Annotated in this window: 20 protein-coding genes; 11 read left to right on the top strand and 9 right to left on the bottom strand. The window is 59.4% G+C overall.

The annotated features are described in order from the left end of the window. Window positions 1–93: 93 nt before the first annotated feature. The 3 genes from ACTD9P_RS16560 to ahpF all read left to right on the top strand — a co-directional run bounded on the left by ACTD9P_RS16560 (window position 94) and on the right by ahpF (window position 3,416). Window positions 94–1,026, top strand: a complete 933-nt coding sequence (locus tag ACTD9P_RS16560) for a site-specific integrase (RefSeq protein ID WP_438868534.1) — start codon at window positions 94–96, stop codon at window positions 1,024–1,026. Window positions 1,027–1,159: 133 nt separating this feature from the next. Then, complete coding sequence (gene ahpC, locus ACTD9P_RS16555; protein WP_003173835.1) at window positions 1,160–1,723, top strand: alkyl hydroperoxide reductase subunit C; 564 nt, start codon at window positions 1,160–1,162, stop codon at window positions 1,721–1,723. A 127-nt stretch (window positions 1,724–1,850) separates the two neighbouring features. Further along, entirely contained in the window at window positions 1,851–3,416 is a 1,566-nt protein-coding gene (ahpF, locus tag ACTD9P_RS16550; RefSeq protein WP_438868533.1) for an alkyl hydroperoxide reductase subunit F, read from the top strand. Window positions 3,417–3,522: 106 nt separating this feature from the next. Here the strand turns inward: ahpF and gloA are convergent, their stop codons facing one another. Continuing rightward, window positions 3,523–4,044: a lactoylglutathione lyase gene (gene gloA / locus ACTD9P_RS16545; protein WP_017135498.1), complete on the bottom strand. Its 522-nt coding sequence runs from the start codon at window positions 4,042–4,044 to the stop codon at window positions 3,523–3,525. Between the two features lie 194 nt (window positions 4,045–4,238). On the opposite strand from gloA, the gene ACTD9P_RS16540 reads away from it, so the two are divergent. Beyond that, a complete protein-coding gene (locus ACTD9P_RS16540; protein ID WP_438868532.1) occupies window positions 4,239–4,775 on the top strand; it encodes a DUF4946 domain-containing protein in 537 nt (178 codons plus the stop codon). A gap of 104 nt (window positions 4,776–4,879) precedes the next feature. Here the strand turns inward: ACTD9P_RS16540 and ACTD9P_RS16535 are convergent, their stop codons facing one another. From ACTD9P_RS16535 to ACTD9P_RS16525, 3 genes are all read right to left on the bottom strand, one after another. After that, complete coding sequence (locus ACTD9P_RS16535; RefSeq protein ID WP_065929983.1) at window positions 4,880–5,242, bottom strand: histone-like nucleoid-structuring protein, MvaT/MvaU family; 363 nt, start codon at window positions 5,240–5,242, stop codon at window positions 4,880–4,882. Between the two features lie 199 nt (window positions 5,243–5,441). Continuing rightward, window positions 5,442–6,983 carry an EAL domain-containing protein gene (locus ACTD9P_RS16530; RefSeq protein WP_438868530.1) on the bottom strand — a complete coding sequence of 514 codons (1,542 nt, stop codon included), beginning with the start codon at window positions 6,981–6,983 and terminating at the stop codon, window positions 5,442–5,444. Window positions 6,984–7,074: 91 nt separating this feature from the next. Next, entirely contained in the window at window positions 7,075–7,971 is an 897-nt protein-coding gene (locus ACTD9P_RS16525; RefSeq protein WP_438868529.1) for a LysR family transcriptional regulator, read from the bottom strand. 77 nt (window positions 7,972–8,048) lie between these two features. Here ACTD9P_RS16525 and ACTD9P_RS16520 point away from each other — a divergent pair, with 77 nt between their 5' ends. Together ACTD9P_RS16520 and hppD are read left to right on the top strand one after the other, a co-directional pair. Further along, entirely contained in the window at window positions 8,049–8,972 is a 924-nt protein-coding gene (locus tag ACTD9P_RS16520) for a DMT family transporter (RefSeq protein WP_438868528.1), read from the top strand. A gap of 245 nt (window positions 8,973–9,217) precedes the next feature. Beyond that, complete coding sequence (gene hppD, locus ACTD9P_RS16515; RefSeq protein ID WP_017135508.1) at window positions 9,218–10,294, top strand: 4-hydroxyphenylpyruvate dioxygenase; 1,077 nt, start codon at window positions 9,218–9,220, stop codon at window positions 10,292–10,294. A 64-nt stretch (window positions 10,295–10,358) separates the two neighbouring features. Here the strand turns inward: hppD and rarD are convergent, their stop codons facing one another. Further along, window positions 10,359–11,240 (bottom strand): EamA family transporter RarD, encoded by an 882-nt coding sequence (rarD, locus tag ACTD9P_RS16510; RefSeq protein ID WP_438868527.1) that lies wholly within the window; start codon window positions 11,238–11,240, stop codon window positions 10,359–10,361. A gap of 344 nt (window positions 11,241–11,584) precedes the next feature. On the opposite strand from rarD, the gene ACTD9P_RS16505 reads away from it, so the two are divergent. Continuing rightward, a complete protein-coding gene (locus ACTD9P_RS16505; protein ID WP_438868526.1) occupies window positions 11,585–12,829 on the top strand; it encodes a hypothetical protein in 1,245 nt (414 codons plus the stop codon). A gap of 50 nt (window positions 12,830–12,879) precedes the next feature. On the opposite strand, the gene ACTD9P_RS16500 is transcribed toward ACTD9P_RS16505, so the two are convergent. Beyond that, window positions 12,880–13,887 (bottom strand): aldo/keto reductase, encoded by a 1,008-nt coding sequence (locus tag ACTD9P_RS16500; protein ID WP_438868525.1) that lies wholly within the window; start codon window positions 13,885–13,887, stop codon window positions 12,880–12,882. Between the two features lie 81 nt (window positions 13,888–13,968). Beyond that, window positions 13,969–14,871: a LysR family transcriptional regulator gene (locus ACTD9P_RS16495; protein ID WP_438868524.1), complete on the bottom strand. Its 903-nt coding sequence runs from the start codon at window positions 14,869–14,871 to the stop codon at window positions 13,969–13,971. Window positions 14,872–14,972: 101 nt separating this feature from the next. Here ACTD9P_RS16495 and ACTD9P_RS16490 point away from each other — a divergent pair, with 101 nt between their 5' ends. Then, window positions 14,973–15,677 (top strand): SDR family oxidoreductase, encoded by a 705-nt coding sequence (locus tag ACTD9P_RS16490; RefSeq protein ID WP_438868523.1) that lies wholly within the window; start codon window positions 14,973–14,975, stop codon window positions 15,675–15,677. A gap of 94 nt (window positions 15,678–15,771) precedes the next feature. On the opposite strand, the gene ACTD9P_RS16485 is transcribed toward ACTD9P_RS16490, so the two are convergent. Together ACTD9P_RS16485 and ACTD9P_RS16480 are read right to left on the bottom strand one after the other, a co-directional pair. Next, window positions 15,772–17,238 (bottom strand): sensor histidine kinase, encoded by a 1,467-nt coding sequence (locus ACTD9P_RS16485; protein WP_438868522.1) that lies wholly within the window; start codon window positions 17,236–17,238, stop codon window positions 15,772–15,774. Next, on the bottom strand, window positions 17,235–17,945 hold the full coding sequence (locus tag ACTD9P_RS16480; protein ID WP_438868521.1) for a response regulator transcription factor: 711 nt from the start codon (window positions 17,943–17,945) through the stop codon (window positions 17,235–17,237). The genes ACTD9P_RS16485 and ACTD9P_RS16480 overlap by 4 nt, the downstream gene beginning before the upstream one ends. Before the next feature lie 272 nt (window positions 17,946–18,217). On the opposite strand from ACTD9P_RS16480, the gene msrB reads away from it, so the two are divergent. The 3 genes from msrB (at window position 18,218) to msrA (ending at window position 21,369) form a co-directional block, all read left to right on the top strand. Continuing rightward, window positions 18,218–18,718 (top strand): peptide-methionine (R)-S-oxide reductase MsrB, encoded by a 501-nt coding sequence (gene msrB / locus ACTD9P_RS16475; RefSeq protein WP_438868519.1) that lies wholly within the window; start codon window positions 18,218–18,220, stop codon window positions 18,716–18,718. 38 nt (window positions 18,719–18,756) lie between these two features. After that, window positions 18,757–20,517: a cytochrome c biogenesis protein DipZ gene (locus tag ACTD9P_RS16470; RefSeq protein ID WP_438868518.1), complete on the top strand. Its 1,761-nt coding sequence runs from the start codon at window positions 18,757–18,759 to the stop codon at window positions 20,515–20,517. 156 nt (window positions 20,518–20,673) lie between these two features. Further along, window positions 20,674–21,369: a peptide-methionine (S)-S-oxide reductase MsrA gene (gene msrA / locus ACTD9P_RS16465; RefSeq protein WP_438868517.1), complete on the top strand. Its 696-nt coding sequence runs from the start codon at window positions 20,674–20,676 to the stop codon at window positions 21,367–21,369. Window positions 21,370–21,439 lie beyond the last annotated feature (70 nt).

Raw genomic sequence — 21,439 nt, 5'->3', positions numbered from 1 at the left:
TCATGATTTAACAGATGGGATATTGGCGTATTATCCCGTGTCATAAGCGTTTTACCCGCTAATACACTCGTCAGCAGTACGAATAGGCCTTTCATGAGCGACCTGGACCGTTACCTCAACGCCGCCACCCGCGACAACACGCGGCGCAGCTATCGCGCGGCCATCGAGCATTTTGAAGTGAGTTGGGGCGGCTTCCTGCCAGCCACCAGCGACAGCGTGGCGCGCTACCTGGTGGCCCATGCCGGAGTGCTGGCGGTCAACACGCTGAAGCTGCGGCTCTCGGCGCTGGCGCAGTGGCACACCAGCCAGGGGTTCCCGGACCCGACCAAGGCGCCCGTGGTGCGCAAGGTGCTCAAGGGCATTCGGGCGGTGCACCCGGCACAGGAAAAGCAGGCCGAGCCTTTGCAGCTCAAGCACCTTGAGCAGGTGGTGGCATCACTGGAGGTTGAAGCCGGGCAAGCGCGTGAGGCGCAGGATCAGCCGCGGTTGCTGCGCGCCAAGCGCGACACGGCGCTGATCCTGCTGGGTTTCTGGCGTGGCTTTCGCAGCGACGAGTTGTGCCGCCTGAGCATCGAACATGTGCAAGCGGTGCCTGGCGCCGGCATCAGCCTGTACCTGCCACGCAGCAAAAGTGACCGCGACAACCTCGGCAAGACCTACCAGACCCCGGCACTGCTGCGGCTGTGCCCCGTGCAGGCCTACAGCGAATGGCTGAGCGTTTCGGCCCTGGTGCGCGGCCCGGTGTTCCGTGGGGTGGACCGCTGGGGCAACCTGGGCGAGGAGGGGCTTCACCCCAACAGCGTGATCCCGCTGCTGCGCCAGGCCCTGGAGCGCGCGGGCATCGCGGCCGATCAATACACCAGCCACTCACTGCGCCGTGGCTTTGCCACGTGGGCCCACCGCAGTGGCTGGGATTTGAAGTCGCTGATGAGTTACGTCGGCTGGAGCGACATGAAATCTGCCATGCGCTATGTTGAAGCGACCCCCTTTCTGGGCATGACCCTGGCGACTCAGCCGCTGCTTTGAGATTTCTTCTATTAATACAGATACCTGATAGGGAAAACCAATCGTCAGCATCAGGTTTGCCAATGAGCCATCAAGGGAAAGAGTGGGTAGGATTCATCTCATCAACTTTTCAACCACTGACGGAGAGTCACCGATGCCTATCATCAACAGCCAAGTAAAACCGTTCAAAGCGACCGCCTACAAAAACGGCAACTTCGTAGATGTGACTGACGCTGACCTGAAAGGCAAATGGTCGGTAGTTTTCTTCTACCCGGCCGACTTCACCTTCGTTTGCCCAACCGAACTGGAAGACCTGGCTGACAACTACGCCGAATTCCAGAAACTGGGCGTCGAGATCTACAGCGTTTCCACCGACACCCATTTTGCTCACGCTGCCTGGCACAACACTTCGCCAGCCATTGGCAAAATCCAGTACACCATGATCGGCGACCCAACCCTGACCATCTCGCGCAACTTCGACGTGCTGATCGAAGAAGCCGGCCTGGCAGACCGCGGTACTTTCGTAATCAACCCGGAAGGTCAGATCAAAATCGTTGAACTGAACGACGGCGGTGTTGGCCGTGACGCTTCCGAGCTGCTGCGCAAAATCAAGGCCGCTCAGTACGTCGCTGCTCACCCAGGCGAAGTCTGCCCAGCCAAGTGGAAAGAAGGCGAGGCTACTCTGGCTCCGTCCCTGGACCTGGTCGGCAAGATCTAAGTCTGTGAAACATCAAGGGCGGATTGCCGCACCTTAAGTAAGCTGCACCGCCCTCAAAACGCCCGGGCGAGTTTCGCTCGGGCGTTTTTTTGTCTGCAATAAACCGAATTAATAGGAAATCGCCCGTATGTTGGACGCCAATCTTAAAGCTCAGTTGAAGTCATACCTGGAACGGGTCACCCAGCCGATCGAGATCGTCGCCTCCCTCGACGACGGTGCGAAATCCCAGGAAATGCTTGCCCTTTTGCAGGACGTAAGCAGCCTTACTACGCTGATTACCCTCAAAACCGATGGCAGTGATGCGCGCAAGCCGTCGTTCTCCATCAACCGTCCGGGTGCCGATATCAGCCTGCGTTTTGCCGGCATCCCCATGGGCCATGAATTTACTTCGCTGGTGCTGGCCCTGCTGCAAGTCGGTGGCCACCCGTCGAAGGCCAGTGTCGAAGTGATTGAACAGATTCGCGCCTTGAAGGGCGAGTTCAGCTTCGAGACCTACTTTTCGCTGTCGTGCCAGAACTGCCCGGACGTGGTCCAGGCGCTGAACCTGATGGCCGTGCTTAACCCGAACATCCGCCACGTCGCCATCGACGGCGCGCTGTTCCAGGCTGAAGTCGATGAACGCCAGGTCATGGCGGTGCCCAGCGTGTACCTCAATGGCGTGAACTTCGGCCAGGGCCGCATGGGCCTGGAAGAGATCCTTGCCAAGCTCGACACCAGCGGTATCGAAAAGGCCGCCGAGAAAATCAGCGCCAAAGACGCCTTTGATGTACTTGTTGTTGGTGGTGGCCCGGCCGGTTCTGCTGCTGCGATCTACGCCGCACGTAAAGGCATTCGCACCGGCGTGGCCGCTGAGCGCTTCGGCGGCCAGGTGCTGGACACCATGTCCATCGAAAACTTCATCTCCGTGCAGGAGACCGAAGGGCCGAAGCTGGCCAGCGCGCTGGAAGCGCATGTGCGTCAGTACGACGTGGACATCATGAACCTGCAACGTGCCAGCAGCCTGGTCCCGGCAAAAAATGCCGGTGAGCTGCACGAAATTCGCTTTGAAAGCGGTGCGACCCTCAAGTCCAAGACCGTGATTCTGGCCACCGGTGCCCGCTGGCGCGAAATGGGTGTGCCGGGCGAGCAGGAATACAAGGCCAGGGGCGTGTGCTTCTGCCCGCATTGCGACGGCCCGTTGTTCAAAGGCAAGCGTGTGGCAGTGATCGGCGGCGGTAACTCCGGCGTTGAAGCGGCCATTGACCTGGCCGGTATCGTCAGCCACGTGACCCTGCTCGAGTTCGACAGCAAACTGCGCGCCGATGCCGTGTTGCAGCGCAAGCTCTACAGCCTGCCGAACGTTGACGTGATCACCAGCGCGCTCACCAGTGAAGTCAAAGGCGACGGCCAGAAAGTCACCGGCCTGGCGTACAAGGATCGCGACAGCGGCGAGTTCAAGACCATCGAGCTGGAAGGCATTTTTGTCCAGATCGGCTTGCTACCCAACACCGACTGGCTCAAAGGCACGGTGGAATTGACCCCGCGCGGCGAGATCATCGTCGATGCGCGTGGCGAAACTTCACTGCCGGGCGTGTTTGCTGCCGGTGACGTGACGACCGTGCCGTACAAGCAAATCGTGATTGCAGTAGGCGAGGGCGCGAAGGCTTCGCTGAGTGCTTTTGATCACCTGATCCGCACGTCGGCACCGGCATAAATTCAGGTAGCGTAAATAAAAAACCCCATGAGTGATCATGGGGTTTTTTCGTTCCCGCGTTCTACGTGGGAATGCATCCGGTGACGCTGCGCGTCACGCAGAACGCTTACAGCGGCGCTGGCTGAATAATCTCAACCCAGTAAGCATCCGGGTCTTTGATGAACGCCAGGCTTTTCATGCGGCCATCGCTCAGGCGCTTCTGGAAATCACAGCCCAGCGCTTCAAAACGCTCGCAGGCCGCGACGATATCCGGCACTGAAATGCAGATATGGCCAAAGCCACGCGGGTCGGTGTTGCCGTTGTGGTAAGCGAAGTCGGCATCGTTTTCGGTGCCGTGGTTGTGGGTCAATTCGAGGATGCCCGGGATCGACTTCATCCACTGCGTACGCGCCGCGGCGTCGGCCGGGATCTGGGCCTTGTCCACCAGGGCCAGGAAATACAGGCTGAATTCAGCTTCCGGAAAATCGCGTTTCTCAACCAGGGAAAAGCCCAGGACGCGGGTGTAGAAATCCAGCGATTTGGTGATGTCCTTGACCCGCAGCATGGTGTGGTTGAACACGAAGTTCGAGGTGGCGGTGTCAGGTTGGGCAGTGACGCCCGGGAAAGTGTTCAGATCGTGCAGGCTCATGGGCCCTCCAGAAAAAATGGGGCAAACGCGACTCGTGACTTGAGTGGTCCCTTGGCTTGCGGCCGGCATCCGTGCCGCAACGCCATGATACGCAAGCGTTGCCGGCCGAGCCAAATGAAAAAGCTCACTCAGCCCTTGCGAGCCAAGGGTGCCGGGCTCAAACTTCGACGCTTGGACCTTGGGTGTGTTTCTTGATGATTGAATTTCGTAAACCGCTGTTGAGCGCTATGTGCATGTTGCTGGGCAGCCCCTTTGTGTTGGCGGCCGACCCGGAAATTCATTGGCCCAGCGGCTGGCAAGTCGAGGAAGTAGTGCCCGACGACGAAGCGCCGGTAAAACCGCAGGCGGTGTCCCGCCAACGCGCAATCAAGAATGATGAAAACGGCAACACCTTGATGGTCATGGAGTTGACCGGCACACCGATTGAGGCGGGCCATAAAGTTAATCTTCAAGGCGTATTGCTGGAAATGCGCAAATCCATCCAGAAGGATTTTGCCGGCAGCGGTTATCAAAGCGTGTGCACCAAGATGCACACCACCACCTTGAGCCGTCTTGAGGCGCTGGAAACTACTTGCGTGATTACCGAGAACGGTCGGCACATATTGTCACAAACATTGGTCGGCGCAGTTGATACCGATAAAGCCTATGTCTTTTCCTTCGCTGGTCAGGCTGAGGCCTATGAAGCCAGTAAGGAAGAAGTCAGTTCGGTGCGTGATAGCCTTAAACTTTGAGCGGGTTATATCGCTCGTTTTTGAACAAAGTGAACACTTGATTAAGTTCGTTTTCGAAGCAAAAAAAACCCCGCATCAGCGGGGTTTTTTGCAGCGTCTTTCGATCAGCCGCGCAACCAGGAATCTACAGTGGCAGCGCCATACTGTTCTTTCCAGGCTTTCAGGCCGCGGTGGTTGCCGCCTTTGGTTTCGATCAGTTCGCCGGTGTGCGGGTTGTGGTAAACCTTGACCACGCGTGCGCGGCGCTGTTTTGGTGCGGCAGCCGCTGCGCTGGCTTTGCCAGGGTTAGGATCAAGGATCGAGATGATGTCGCGCAGGCCTTTGCCGTAGTGCTTCATCAGCCCTTGCAGCTTTTCTTCGAATTCGATTTCTTTTTTCAGGCCGGCGTCATTCTTCAAGGATTCCAGCTGGGCCAGCTGTTCTTGAAGGGCTTTTTCTGCTGCGCGAAATTCGGCGAGTCTGGACAAAATCTGTACTCCAATAGTGTTGTTGGCTGACATCAACTGCAGATAAAGCGTGTAGGCCAAGAGCTTTAAGGTAACTCAAAGAAAGTGGCCTTTCTGCGAGTTCAGCACAGGCAGGAAAAATTGTAGTAGTTAATGCCGCACGAGTAAATCACGGCGTTACCTAAATAAGATTATTTCATCCAACGGACTAGATGGCTATTCAATGGCTGGTCAACGACTTAATGAATGCTTCAAAGGGTAACGGCCGGCCGAACAGGTAGCCCTGCAGGAAATCCACACCTTGGGCTGCAAGGTATTCGCATTGCTCTGCTGTTTCCACGCCCTCGGCCACTATACCCAGGTCCAGCTTGGCGCTGAGTTCTATGATGCTGTCCAGAATATGCCTTGAGAGTGCATCGGCGCCAATCATGGCGACAAAGCTTTGATCGATTTTCAAGTAGTCGACATTGAAGTTGCGCAAGTAACCCAGGCTGGAATGGCCGGTGCCGAAGTCATCAATCGCGATCATCACCCCCAGTTGATGCAGGGCGTCGAACAGGCGGGCAGTGATGTCGGTGGGCTGAATCAGTTCACGTTCGGTCAACTCCAAGACCAGCGTCACCTGGCCAGGCGCGAAAGCGGCGAGAAACTCCCGGCAGTCCTGCACCAGGTCCAGGTCCTGGCAGTGACTGGCGGTGATGTTCACGCCGATATGGAAGCCCGGGCTGAAGCGCTCGGCATGCGGGGCCAGTTGTGCGGCGGTCTGGCGCAGTAGCGAGCGGGTCATCGGCACAATCAGGCCGGAGTGTTCGGCCAACGGGATGAACAGGTCAGGGCGCACCAGGCCTTCCTTTGGATGTTGCCAGCGCATCAACACTTCACAGCCGGCCCACTCACGGGTGTCACCGCGCACCACAGGCTGGAAATACGGAATAAATTCGTTGGCCCCCAACGCGCGCTGCAACTCATGGGTCGGCGCCGACGAGCGCTTTTGCAGCCAGTGCGCCAACACGCCCGCCAACACACCAAAAAATACCAACAAGCTGAACAGCGCCGGGTAACGCGCCTCCATGTACCGCCATACCTCACCGGCCGGCATGCCCGCGTCGACACTGTAACGATAACGCTCAGAGGCCAGGTGCTGATGAGCCACCGCAAACTGCGGGACGGCGGTGGTGTGCACCTTACCGTCGTCGTCCAGCCAGTTTGGCCCCACTTGCAGGATCAGATCCGCGTAGCGGCTGATCAGACGCAAGGCGTTGGTCAGGTGATAACCGTCAACCGAGGCAAACGCGGCTTTATCGCCATCGACCAGGCGGTAAACCAACAGTGCGGTATCCGGCGTTACCGGGTTGCCGTTCATCAACCACAGCGTGCCATCCACGTAATCGTCCGGGTTGACGGGCGACTGGTAATTGCCGCCGAACAACGAGCTGCAATAAATGTTTTTCTGCCAGGACAAGGTGGTAGCCCGAACGAAGGGGCGCCGAGTGACTTGTTCGCGCAGTGCCAGTTGCGCGCCGTTGTCGCACGGTTGGCCGGCCAGTGGCAGCAAGGCTTGGGCGGCGAGGGCGGTGTTGTCGAGCATCAAATCGAATTGGCGTACCGCTTCCAGGGCGGTTTGGGCAGTGCTTTGTTCCAGGGTGCGTTCGGCTTGCCAGTGAAGAATCACAACCCCCAGTAAAACGGGGAGCAGACCGCAAACGCTGCTGAAAAAAGCGCGTGCAGTGCGGCTTCGAGGGCCTTTGGCGGTGAGGGGCATAGGGGCAGCCAATAACGGAATAAAAAGAGAGGTGTGTGCCGATGATAGATGGCATTACGCTGTGGCGCTCACTTGAATGGCCTTACCACGGTTACACGGGTTTATCGGTGACCCACCTCTGCGCAAGAGCGAGGAACGCCAGGGTTGCCGGAGAGGCTTGGCGCCGGTCCAGCACCGCCAGGCCGATCCGGCGCGGGACCGGCGGCGACAACGGACGCGCGACATAACGGCTGTCGGCTTGTTCCGGCAACGATGCCTGCGCCACGATGCTCACTCCGTCGCCACGGCTGACAGCCGCCAGTGTGCTGAGCAATTGCGCGCAGCGATACCGCACGTTAGGCCGCAATCGGGCAACACTGAACAAGCGCATCACCAACTCCGACGAACCCGCCTCGGTGAGAATGAACGGATCATCACACAGTGCTTTCAACGGCACTGACGTGCTGGCAACCAGCGCATGGTTGGCCGGCAACAACGCGACCAGCTGATCCTCGAACAACGCCACGGTGTCGAAGCGTTCGCTGTCTGTTTGCGTGTCGGCGAGCACCACAAAACCCACGTCGACGCGCCGCTCGTCCAGCCACTGGATGACTTGCCGGTCAGGCCCTTCGTCCACATGCACTTCGATACCCGGGTAGGCCTGCCGAAAATGGCTGAGGATTGCCGGCAACAAGCGCACCGACGCGGTAGGCCCAAAGGAGCCGATGCGCAGGGTGCCGCGCTTCATACCGCGCGCATCGGCGGCTTCCTGCTGCAAGGTCGCGGCCAGGCCGAGCATGGCACGGGCACGCCCAAGTAATTGCGCGCCGATATCGCTCAGCTCCACCCGCGTCTGGTGGCGCCGGAACAAATCCACGCCCAACTCCTGCTCCAGAGCCTTGACGGCATGGGACACCGCCGACTGGCTGATGCCCAGGCGGTGTGCCGCACTGGTAAAACCTTGCAGTTCGGCCACCAGGGAAAAAATTTCCAGTTGGGTCAAGGTCATGAGTAAAGGCTCATTTTACGATTAGCTAACATTAGTCGAAGAATATGCCAATCCTGTCGCCTGTCGAGCAATTGCCAATGCATCTTCTGTCTGATCGCCTCACGTACCTCAAGCTCGCCGCTGTCAGCATGATTTGGGGCGGCACTTTTGTCGCCGGGCGCTACCTGGCCAATCAAGTCGACCCACTGCTGGCTGCCAGCCTGCGGTTTATCCTTGCCAGCCTGGCGCTGCTGCTGTTCATGCTGTGCGCACGCATCCCGCTAGCGCGGCCACGTCCCCGGCAACTGCTGCGTCTGGCGGTACTGGGTTTTTTCGGAATTTTTTTCTACAACCTGTGTTTTTTCTACGGCCTGCATTACATCAATGCCTCGCGCGCCTCGTTGATCGTGGCGTTGAACCCGGCCGTGATTGCCCTGGCTTCCTGGTGGTTGTTCAAAGAGCGCCTCGGCGCTGCCAAGGTCGTGGGCATCGCCGTGTGCCTGGCCGGCGCTGCGCTGGTGATCGTCAGTCGCAACCCGCAGGTGCTGCAAGGTGCATCGAGTACCTGGCAGGGTGACGTACCGATTTTTGGCTGTGTGCTGGGGTGGGGGATTTACTCGTTGTTTTCCCGGGCGCTGAATCAAAGCCTGGGGCCGTTGCAAACCGTCACGTGGTCAGTGTTGCTCGGTACTCTGATGCTGACGCTGGTCACTGCACTCACCGGGCGCTTCACGGTTGAAGGGCTCGCCAGCCTGCACTGGCCGCAGGTGGTGAGCCTGGTGTATTTGGGCGTGTTCGGCTCCGCGCTGGCGTACATCGGTTATTACGATGGCATCCGGCGTATCGGTGCAACCCGCGCAGGCGTGTTCATTGCGCTGAACCCGCTGACGGCGGTGATCTGTGGCGCGCTGCTGCTCGGCGAGCAACTGACATTGCCCATGGTGTTGGGCGGCGCGGTGATCCTGTTGGGCATCTATTTATGCAACAAACCCCTTGCGCAGCCAAAGGCAATAGGGATTTGATAAGAGTGCGGACAAATACTGTTACGCTGTGTAGAATCGATTTACGCATACAAGAATATGGACTTGCGCTCACGCAAGCCTCGGCCGTCAGAGACTGATGTAATCATGAAGCTACTCGGCTCCCCCCTCATTTTTGGTGACTTCCTCGCCCGCAGCGTGCGGGGCCTCTCGTGTGCGCCACCGTGCAACCTCATCCTTGCCTGTAATTGACTGCTTGCTACTTACAAGAATGATGAGGTGCCGAAATGGCCGACCAATACGAAAACCCAATGGGCCTGATGGGCTTTGAATTTATCGAATTCGCATCGCCGACTCCGGGCACCCTGGAGCCGATCTTCGAAATCATGGGTTTCACCAAAGTGGCGACCCACCGCTCCAAAAACGTGCACCTGTATCGCCAGGGCGAGATCAACCTGATCCTCAACAACCAGCCCGACAGCCTGGCGTCGTACTTTGCCGCCGAACACGGCCCTTCGGTGTGCGGCATGGCATTCCGCGTCAAAGACTCGCAGCAAGCCTACAACCGCGCGTTGGAACTGGGCGCCCAGCCGATCCATATCGAAACCGGCCCGATGGAACTCAACCTGCCAGCCATCAAGGGCATCGGCGGAGCGCCGCTGTACCTGATCGACCGTTTTGGCGAAGGCAGCTCGATCTACGACATCGACTTCGTGTACCTCGAAGGCGTGGACCGCAACCCGGTAGGGGCGGGCCTCAAGGTCATCGACCACCTGACCCACAACGTGTATCGCGGCCGCATGGTCTACTGGGCCAACTTCTACGAGAAGCTGTTCAACTTCCGTGAAGCACGCTACTTCGATATCAAGGGCGAATACACCGGCCTGACGTCCAAGGCCATGAGCGCCCCGGACGGCATGATCCGCATCCCGCTGAACGAGGAATCGTCCAAAGGCGCGGGCCAGATCGAAGAGTTCCTGATGCAGTTCAACGGCGAAGGCATCCAGCACGTGGCGTTCCTCACCGAAGACCTGGTCAAGACCTGGGATGCGCTGAAGAAGATCGGCATGCGCTTCATGACCGCGCCGCCAGACACCTACTACGAAATGCTCGAAGGCCGCCTGCCCAACCATGGCGAACCGGTGGACCAACTGCAGGCACGCGGTATTTTGCTGGATGGTTCCTCGATCGAGGGCGACAAGCGTCTGCTGCTGCAGATCTTCTCGGAAACCCTGATGGGCCCGGTGTTCTTCGAGTTCATCCAGCGCAAAGGCGACGATGGGTTTGGCGAGGGCAACTTCAAGGCACTGTTCGAGTCGATCGAGCGTGACCAGGTGCGTCGCGGTGTACTGACCACCGACTAAGCGTCAGCAACAAAAAAGCCCGGCTGAGAGGGTTCTCAGCCGGGCTTTTTAGTGCCTGCACATCTTAAGCTTTGCGCTGACGCACCAGATGTTTGAAGCCTTCATACACCAGCACCATCACGGCCAGCCAGATCGGGATATACGTCAGCCACTGGCCGCCCTTGATGCCTTCACCCAGCAACAACGCCACGAAGAGCAGCAACACCGGCTCCACGTAGCTCAGCAGCCCGAACAGGCTGAAGGCCAATAAGCGGCTGGCAATGATATAGCTCACCAACGCCGAGGCACTGATCAAACCCAGCATCGGAATCAACGCATACAGCTTGGGGTGCACATCGAGCACGGCAAAGCCTTGTTCGCCGTGCTGCACAAACCACCAGGCCACCGGCAACATCAGCGCCATGTCCAGCCACAAGCCACCCAAGTGATCAGTGTGCAGGTATTTACGCACCACGAAGTACACCGGGTAACCGATGATCACCACCAGGGTGGCCCAGGAAAAACCACCTGCCTGGTACAACTCATTGAGCACCCCGAGCGCGGCAAAAACTACCGCGATTTGCTGCAAGCGCGACAAGCGTTCCCCGTATACCAGGCGCCCGGTCAGCACCATGGTCAGCGGCAGCAGGAAATAGCCCACTGACACATCCAGGCTGCGCCCATTCAGCGGCGCCCACATAAACAACCACAATTGCACGCCCAGCAGGGCCGACGACAGCACCACGCCGCCGATCAATCGCGGCTTGGCCGCCAGCATCCGCAGCAACTCCCACACGCGCCGCCATTCACCGCTGACCATCATGAACACGGTCATACACGGCACGGTCAGCAGCATGCGCCAACCAAAAATCTCCAGGCCGCTCAAGGGCGTGAGCAGCGAGGTGAAGTAATACATCACGGCAAACATCACCGAGGCCAAGACCGATAAAACAACACCTTTAGACACACTGTCCTCGCGAACGCTGATTTTTACAGAAGAAGGGGGCAACTTAGGTGGGGAATATAGGGTTCACGACATTCTTTGTCACGTCGATTAAGTCGTTTTAATGGAACATATTCCCACGTTCACCCCACATAAGTATGACTTCGCGTGGCTAGCATGACCACGCTTAGTTTTGCACGGAACGTTTTGCACGGGTTATCAACGCCCTGCAAAAGCTTTAACTAATGGAAAGAAGTTAGTAAACGCGACTTTGACGGGCGTCATCACTGCGTGATGATAACCGTGACTCTGGCAAGGAATGGTTCAGGGGGGTTGCAGACTTAAACATTAGATAACGAGGCCACTCCATGCAGCGCATCTCCCCCTATTACGGTTCTTCACCCGCCACCTTCAACGGCTTGCCCGGTATTATCGGCAGGTGGGGCGAAAGCTTTGCATTTCCGAAAGGTGACACACCTTCCTGGACCAAACTTGAAGTCTATAAGACCTTTTCCGAGTCGGTTGCGCGCGATACCAAAAGCGGTGTACTCACGGCGGACGGAAAAACATTATTGGATGCTGTTGCCGCTTCAGACACATCCCAACAACCTCGCGTGAGTGCTTACAGTTTCAACGTGGGGCCTTATCAGGCCAGGCATAGTTTCATTGTCAAACGCGAACCGATCGTTCCGGGTGCTGTGAATTTCGTACTGTGGATGCCGGAGCAGGACTTTAAATCAAGTTATGAGTTTAAAAGCTATGAGGCAATTGACGATTTTTTGAAAAATCTACCGAAAAAGCCCGACGCGTTTAATGCGTTTCTTACCCATTTTGGAGACAGAAATGCGTCATCCCCGGTCAGAACAGCTTTACAGGAGCGGGCATCCGCATCTGAAGGCAGTGCGCCCAAAATGCTGATGGGGCCAGGCAAGCAGATCGTAGGGAATGTGTTTGAACACTTGGATCGAACCAGTGAAAACCCCACGACAATTATGTTCGTCAATGGCCTTGTCAATCAGCAACTGGAATCGGTCGATGCAGGCCGGCCGACCTTTAGCGGCGTGCGACCGGATGGCGAGAAAGTGGTCTATCGGTATGACTTTTACGGTAATTTGCTAGGTTCCGGTGACAAGGGGAATTTTTATTTCCTTAGAAATGGCGCTCATAGTCAACTGCCACTGGCCCCCATCACATTGCCGCAACTGAGAGCACTCGCTTTCAGGGGCAATGGTGATTTGGATTCTGTAGTCAATGCCTTCGCCAACTTCCTGGAAAGTCCATTTTCCGGCGTCTCAACGCTTCTGCAAGCGTTTGGCGTGGACAAAGCAACTGCCGATACAGTCGAGCGAGGCCTGGATAACCCCGTCAATGCCGTATTACTTTTCTTGAATAAGAACAACGATATCGGCAGGGTATTCGGTCTGCCAAAAAGTGAAATGGACGCGATACTGACCCACTTTGCGACTACCGCTCAGGGGTTTGTGCCTGGCTATGGTACTTACAGATCTGTCGCCGCCGTGCTGGCGAAGATATTAAAACAACAACCTGTGACACAAGAAGAGGCCAGGGAAGCCGCCCATGGGTTAGGTGTAAAAGCGGATATAAAACTATAACTCGGTAACCAACAAACCCGCCCACACTGGCGACTGTGGGCGGGGTATGACTACCGACTAATACGCCCTGACACAAAATGGCTCACGTCATTAAACCCCGGCGTAGACGAATGCCCCGGCGTCACCAGCGAGTCAATAAACGCCTCATCTTCTGCCGTGATTTTCACTTCCAGCGCGCCGGTGTATGCATCCCACTGCGCCTCGGTACGCGGCCCGACAATCGCCGAACTCACCGCCGAGTTGTTCAGCACCCAGGCAATCGCAAACTCGACAATCCCCACGCCACGCCCTTGGGTGTACTGCTGAATCTGCTGGGCGATGCGCAGCGATTCCACCCGCCACTCGGTTTCCAGGATGCGCTTGTCCTGGCGCGCCGCACGGCTGCCAGCTTCGGGCGTCACGTCGGGCGCGTATTTGCCACTGAGTACTCCTCGCGCCAATGGGCTGTAAGGCACTACGCCCAAGCCATAGGCAGCGGCTGCGGTGATCTGCTCGACTTCAGCCTGGCGGTTGACGATGTTGTACAGCGGCTGGCTGATAACCGGTTTGTCGACACCCAGGCGTTCGGCCAGGCGAATCACTTCGGCGATACGCCAGCCCCGGTAGTTGGACAGCCCCCAATAGCGGATCTTGCCTTGGCGGATCAGGTCGCCAATCGCCGACACGGTGACTTCCAGCGGCGTGTCGTGGTCCTCGCGGTGCAGGTAGTAGATGTCCAGGTAGTCGGTGTCCAGGCGCGTCAGGCTGGCTTCCAGCGCATTGAAAATGCGTTTGCGGCTCAAGCCACTGCGGTTGGGCAAACCGTCTGCCGGGCCGAAACCGACTTTGGACGCCACCACCCAATCCGCCCGATGGCGGGTGATCGCTTCGCCGACGATTTCTTCGGAACGCCCGCCGGTGTAGACGTCGGCGGTGTCGATAAAATTAATGCCCTGGTCCCAGGCCTTGTCGATGATGCGCAGCGAGTCTTCCGTGTTGGTCTGCTCGCCAAACATCATGGTGCCCAGGGTCAGCGCGCTGACCTTCAACCCGGACTCGCCCAATGTGCGGTAAATCATGCAAAGCTCCTCATGGCAGGGAAACGTCAACCATGCAATACCAGACTCAACGGCTCTGGAACAAGCCCTGCGCGCGTTTCTTCATGCACTCAGCAAGGTCTGGCAGCGCTGCTGTAGAAAACCATGCAGCACTTTCACCCGTTCCGACACTTGCAAGCGGTGCGGGCACATCAGGTTGAACGGCGTAGGCTCGCCTTGCCAGTCGGGCAGCAGCGGCACCAACCGCCCGGCCCTGATATCGCCGGCAATATCCAGATTGGCCTTGTAAGCAATGCCGTGGCCGGCCAGCGCCCAGCGCCGCACGATTTCACCGTCGTCGCTCAGGTAGTCGCCCGACACCTCGACCTCTTGCAGTAACGCACCCTGGCGAAAATACCAAGTGCTATTCGCCTGCCCACGGCGCATGTAGCGCAGCGTGCTGTGCTGCGCCAGGTCAGCCGGCGTACGCGGTGTGCCATGGCGCGCCAGGTAATCAGGGCTGGCGCAGGGGATGCGATGGTGGCCGGGCACCACGGGCAACGCCACCAGGCTGGAGTCCCTCGGCACACCAAAGCGCAGGGCAATGTCGACGGTGTCGCGGAACAGATCCGCGTTGCTGTCGTTGAGCAGCAACTGCAGGCGGATCGTCGGATGTTCGAGCTTGAACTCATCCAGCCAGCCCAGCAGTACGTTACGGCCGAAGTCCGAAGGTGCCGCCAGTTGCAATAACCCACTCAGGCTCTGGCCTTGTTGCTTGATCGCCTGTTCCCCTTCGGCCAGCGCTTCGAGGGCCACCCGCACGCTGTCCAGGTAGCGTCGGCCTTCTTCGGTCAGGCGCATGCTGCGCGTGGAGCGGGCCAGCAGGCGAATGCCCAGCCGGGTTTCCAGGCGCTTGAGCGCAATACTCGCCGCCGCCGGGGTAAGGTTGAGGCTGCGCGCCGCCGCCGACAGGCTGCCGGTGTCGGCGGTACGTACGAACACTTCAAGGTCCAGGGTCGAGCTCATTTGTAAAAATCCTTTAAAGATCTTGTCGTTTTACCGGGATTTTTCGCCGATTGCCAAGCTGAGAAGATCAACGCTCATTTTTTCAGCCAGGTAGCAACCCCATGACATCTTCCCTCAGCGGTAAAACCGTCATCGTGATCGGCGGCAGCAGCGGCATCGGTGCCGCCGTGGCCAAGGCTGCCACCGCCCGTGGCGCACACGTGGTGCTGGCCGGGCGCCGTTTGACCTCCGGTGCGGGCAATGGCGTGCGCAGCGAGCCGGTGGACGTCACCGACAGCGCCTCCTTGCAACGTTTGTTCGAGACGGTCGGGCGCTTTGACCACTTGGTGTTTACCTCCGGTCCGTCGGTGCGGGCCAAACCGCTGATCGAGACGGATCTGGACGAGGCCCAGGAAAATTTCAACGTGAAACTCTGGGGTGCATTGCGTGCGATCCAACAGGCGCTGCCATTTTTGGCCGAGCACGGCAGCATCAGCCTGACCTCGGGCCAACTGGGTCGTAAGTTGATGCCCGGTCAGTTCATCAAGACCGGTATCAATGCGGCGACTGAAGCGCTGGGCAAGCAGCTTGCAAAAGAGTTGGCGCCACGGCGGGTCAACGTGATCAGCCCGGGCGTGATTGATACGCCAGCGTACGCGGGGCTTGCAGAGGAGCAACGCCTGGCGATGTTCGCCAAGGCGGGTGCGGCATTGCCCGTTGGGCGAGTCGGGCAGGCAGAGGAGGTTGCGGCGGGGTACGTGCTGGCCATGGAAAATGGCTTTGTCACCGGCGCGGTAATTGATATCGACGGCGGAGGCCTGCTGTAAACCCTGAGCAAACGTGCGGGGGCTGGTTGGCAAAGGGCGCAGGCACTGCAAAAAGGCATGGCGGCACAGGCCGCCATGCCAGCTTAGCCGCAAGTCAACGTGTTGAGGCTCGGGTTTGCAGGGAGAACCTGAACGTCGCGCCATGCCCTGGGCGCTCCACCAGTTCGATACTGCGCCCGTGCAGTTGCAGGATGCGGTGCACGATGCGCAAGCCCAGGCCGCCATCGCGGCGCGCGCCGCCGATGGTGAAGGCGCGCAGGAACAAACCCTCGCGCAATTCGGCATCGATTCCGGGGCCGCTGTCGCTGACCGTCACCGCCACGGCACCGGCCTCCGGCGCCAGGATCACCTCGACTTCGCCATTCACCGGCGTATGACGCAGCGCGTTGTCCAGCAGGTTGGTGAGCACCCGCTCGATCAGGCCCAGGTCGGCCAGCACCGTCGGCACCTTGGGCGGCAGGGTGGCGGTGAGGGTGATGGCACGGGCTTCGGCGGTCAATTCGAATTTCTGGAAAATGTCTTGCACCAGATCCGGCAGCGAGAAGCCCTCAATCACCGGCTGCACAAAACCATGCTCCAGGCGCACCAACTCCAGCAGTGACTGGGCCAGCCCGCCAACTTTGCGGCTCTGGTCCAGCGCGATGCCCAGGTAGCGCCGGCGCTCTTCGGGGCTCAGGCTCGCATCCTTGAGCGACAGCGTTTCCAGGTAGCCATGCAAGGACGCCAGCGGCGTGCGCAGGTCGTGGGAAATATTGGCGACCATCTCCCGGCGTTCCTGGTCTTGATGGGTGATGGCGCGCCATTGCTCGCCCAGGCGGTTTTGCATTTGCACGAAGGCGTGATCGAGCACGGCGATTTCGTCGCCGCTGTTGAGTTCGGGCACCTTCGTTTCGGCGGCTTTCGGCGCGCCGTTAATGTCGAACTGGCCGACCTTGTCGGTCAGTTGGCGCAGGGGGCGGGTGATCCAGGCAAAGGCGATCAGGCCCGCCATCAGGCAGAGCAGGGCGACCAGGCCGATGGACCACAGGGCGATCTTCAAGGCCATGCCGGTGGCGTCCTTGGCGTCGTATACATCATGGGCTTCGCCCAGCAGCACTACGTACAGAAACCCGGTTTGCTGGCCGTTGGCCTTGAGCGGCGCAGCGCTAAACACTTTGCGCCCGTCGACGCTGCGCGGGTCATCCCCCAGAATCGGCAGCATGGCGCCGCTGAGAAAGCGCCGAACCGGCGCGAGGTCCACGTGGTCACGCAGCAAATGCCCGCTGGGGGCGGCGTTACCGACCACACGGCCGTCAATATCGAGCAGGTACACCTCGACACTTGGGTTAACCAGCATCAATTGGCTGAACAGGTTGCGCACGGCATCCGGCTTGAGGCCGTCGGCGTCCATCAGTTGGGTATCGCGGGCAATGTGCGCCGCCAGGTCGCGGGACAGGCCTTGCACCACTTCCAGTTCATGCATGTGGTTGGAGCGCACCTGCAGCCAGGCCGAAGTGCCGCTGCAGATCACCAGCAACACGGCAAACACCACCGACAGGCGTTGCGTCAGGGTCAACTTCATGCGGCGCTCTCGGCGAATTTGTAGCCATGGCCCCACACCGTAAGGATGCGCGCCGGGTTGGCCGGGTCGACCTCGACCTTGGCGCGCAGCCGGTTGATATGGGTGTTCACGGTGTGCTCGTAGCCTTCGTGGCTGTAGCCCCACACGGCGTTGAGCAGGTCCATGCGCGAGAAGACTTTGCCGGGCTGACGGGCAAAGAAGTACAGCAGGTCGAATTCGCGCGGCGTCAGATCCAGGCGCTGGCCTTGCAAGCTTGCATCACGGGTCAGCGGGTTGATGAACAACGCGCCCAACTCAAGGCTGCCGGCGTCCATCTTCAGGTTGCGCGCCATCGCGTCGACCCGGCGCAACAGGGCCTTGACCCGCGCCACCAGCTCCGGCATCGAGAACGGCTTGGCCAGATAGTCATCGGCGCCCAGCTCCAGGCCGAGGATGCGGTGCAATTCGCTGGAGCGCGCGCTGGTGATGATGATCGGTGTGTAGCGCGCCATGGCGCGGGCACGGCGGCAGATTTCCAGGCCGTCGACACCGGGCAGCATCAGGTCGAGGATCAGTGCATCCCAGCCCCCTTGTTCGAGCAGGCCCAGGCCTTCGGTGCCGTCGGCGCTGTGCACCACCTCGAACTGCTCGTCGCGCAGGTGCAGGCAGATCAAGTCGGCAATATGGGCATCGTCCTCGACCACCAGGACACGTTTGGGCTGATCCATAAAACAAAACCTTCGCTTGTAGTTCGCGCATTGTGCGGCTTTTGCAACAGTGTAGTTATCACGAATTGTTTAACTCTGCGTGAGGATTTCGCGACCGTCCAAGGCTCAGGATGGCGACATTGCAAGTGCGCTGTCGTGGCGAGCGAGCTTGCTCGCGCTGGAGTGCGCAGCGCTCCCGCTTTTTTTTAGGGCCGCTACGCAGCCCAGCGCGAGCAAGCTCGCTCGCCACAGGTGTACACCCGCCAGATTATTTATGGGTTGAGGAGAATCGTATGTACTCACGTCGACAAATGCTGCTGGCCGGTGGTGGCCTGGGCGTCGCCGTCCTGGCCGGGGGCCTGCTGAAACAGCTGAACATGGTCACCGAAGTCGAAGCGGCCGAAACCTTTGAGGTCAACCACACCGAAGCCCAGTGGCGCAGTTTGCTGACAGCCGAGCAATTTGACGTGCTGCGCGAGGAGGGCACTGAGCGCCCCTACAGCAGCGCACTCAATGACGAACACCGCGCCGGCACCTTTGCCTGTGCCGGTTGCGCATTACCGCTGTTCTCCTCGACCACCAAGTTTGACAGCCGTACCGGCTGGCCAAGTTTCTGGCAGCCGCTGGACAACGCGGTCGCCAGCCACGTCGACACCTCCTATGGCGTGGTGCGCAAGGAAATCCACTGCCGCCGTTGCGGTGGCCACCAAGGCCACGTATTTGACGACGGCCCGGCACCTACCGGCCTGCGCTATTGCATGAATGGCGCCGCCATGACGTTCACGGCGGCTTAAGCCGATGTCCATTTTTAATTCATATAAGGGTCGATCCCATGTGGCTGCTGGTTCTCGCGTATCTGGGCGGCGTGCTGACAATTGTCAGCCCGTGCATCCTGCCTGTTCTGCCTTTTGTCTTCGCTCGCACCGGGCAGCCGTTTATGCGCAGTGGCTTGCCGCTGTTAGCGGGGATGGCGGTGACATTCGCCCTGGTGGCCTCACTGGCTGCGGTGGGCGGCGGTTGGGTGGTGCAAGTCAATCAATACGGGCGTTGGCTCGCGTTGCTGTGCGTTGCCCTGTTCGGGCTCACGCTGTTGCTGCCACAGCTGTCGGAGCGACTGACGCGGCCCTTGGTGGCCGCCGGCAGCCGCTTGTCGGAAGCCGCCGGGGCCGATGCCAAACCGCGTCCGGGCGCGTCGTTCCTGATCGGCGTGGCCACCGGTTTGCTCTGGGCGCCTTGCGCCGGGCCAATCCTCGGGCTGGTGTTGACCGGCGCGGCGCTGCAAGGGGCCAGCATCGGTACTACCTTGCTCTTGCTGGCTTACGCGGCCGGGGCTGCCACCTCCCTGGCCTTGGCGTTGCTGGTCGGCGGTAAAGTCTTTGGCTTGATGAAAAAATCCCTGGGCGCCGGTGAATGGCTGCGCCGAGGCCTGGGGGCACTGATGTTGGCCGGTGTGGCTGCCATCGCCCTGGGCCTGGACACTGGCGTGCTGTCACGTCTGTCGACCGCTTCTACTGGTGGCCTCGAACAAAGCCTGGTCGACACACTGAGCGCCAAGCCTGCGCAGAAGAGCGTGGCGATGATGGCCGGTGGCGCCATGATGGCGGCGGCCAACCACAGCGACACGCTGCCAATCGAAGGCTCACTGCCGCCGCTGGAGGGCGCGGTGCAATGGCTCAACAGCCCGCCGCTGAGCGCCGAAGCACTCAAGGGCAAAGTGGTGCTGGTGGATTTCTGGACCTACTCCTGCATCAACTGCCTGCGCACCTTGCCATACGTCAAAGCCTGGGCCGAGAAATACAAAGACCAGGGCTTGGTAGTGATCGGCGTACACGCCCCGGAGTTTGCCTTTGAACGCGACGTGAACAACGTCACCAAGGCCATGAAAGACCTGGGCATCACCTACCCGGTGGCGATCGACAACAACTACAAGATCTGGCGCGCCTTCAACAACCAATACTGGCCGGCGCATTACTTTGCCGATGCCAAGGGCCAGATTCGTTATCACCACTTCGGTGAAGGCGACTATGCCGAGTCGGAGCGCGTGATTCAGCAACTGCTGCGTGAGGCCGGCGCGACCAACGTCGCCGGTGGCTTGATCGAGGCCGATGCCAAGGGTGTGCAGCAAGCGCCGGACATGAACGAAGTGCAATCGCCGGAAACCTACCTGGGCTTCCAGCGTGCGGAAAACTTCGTCACCACCGGCTCGCTGGGCACCGACACAGTGGTGAATTACCCGGCGGCCGGCCACCTGGCCCTGAACAACTGGACCCTGGAAGGCCAATGGAATGTCGGCGGCCAGCAAGCCACCCTCGACCAGGCCGGTGGGCGTGTGGTTTACCGCTTCCATGCCCGTGACCTGCACCTGGTGCTGGGGCCTGGCGCCGATGGCAAGCCGGTGCGCTTTAAGGTGACGATTGATGGCCAGGCGCCAGGCGATGCCCATGGCACCGATGTGGCGCCGGATGGCAGCGGTACGGTGACCGAGCAACGCCTGTACCAGCTGGTGCGTCAGCCCGCCGGCGTTAAGGACCGTACCTTCAGCATCGAATTTCTTGATTCGCATGTGTCGGCCTATGCCTTCACCTTCGGCTAAGCCTGACATGAAGTGATAACCCAATCAGTGTGGGAGCGGGCTTGCTCGCGAAAGCGTTCGATCTGCCAAAGCTTTTGTGACTGTTGGATCGCATTCGCGAGCAAGCCCGCTCCCACATTTTGGCCTTGTTTATTCAGTTGCACTGGAGTGACTGTGATGAAGCTTCTCAAGTTTTTACCCGCGCTTGCCTTCGCCGCTTTCGTCGGCCAAAGCTCGGCCTTCTCCTTCAGTGGCGCCGAAGACGCGGTGATGATCGCGCCGCCGGCCATGGACCTGCCGGCCGACTCCGGCAACCTGCAAACCGCGGTGTTCGCCGGTGGTTGCTTCTGGGGTGTCCAGGGCGTGTTCCAACATGTGCAAGGGGTCAAAAACGCGGTATCCGGCTATGACGGCGGCGCGGCCAACACGGCCCAGTACGAGTCGGTCAGCGACGGCGATACCGGCCACGCCGAATCGGTGTCGGTGACTTACGACCCGAGCAAGGTCAGCTACGGCAAGCTGTTGCAGATCTACTTCTCGGTGGCCCACAACCCCACAGAACTGAACCGCCAGGGCCCGGACAGCGGCACCCAGTACCGTTCGGAAATCTTTGCGCAAAATGCCGAACAGCAAAAGGTCGCCCAGGCGTACATCGCCCAGTTGGACGCAGCCAAAGCCTTCGACAAGCCGATTGTCACCAAGGTGGAGATGGGCAAGGCGTTTTACCCGGCGGAGTCCTACCACCAGGACTTTCTGACCGAGAACCCGTCTTACCCTTACATCGTGATCAATGATTTGCCCAAGGTAGCGCAGCTCAAAAAACTGTTCCCCGACCAGTACCGCGCAGAGCCGGTGTTAGTCAAAAACCAATAACCACCGCAGTACCCAATGTGGGAGCGGGCTTGCTCGCGAAGGCGTAGTGTCAGTCAGCACATGTGTGGCT

The organism is Pseudomonas onubensis (assembly GCF_965653655.1).
Lineage (GTDB): Bacteria > Pseudomonadota > Gammaproteobacteria > Pseudomonadales > Pseudomonadaceae > Aquipseudomonas.
The sequence above is the reverse complement of the archived record's forward strand: the minus strand, read 5'-3'. Positions and strand labels throughout refer to the sequence as shown.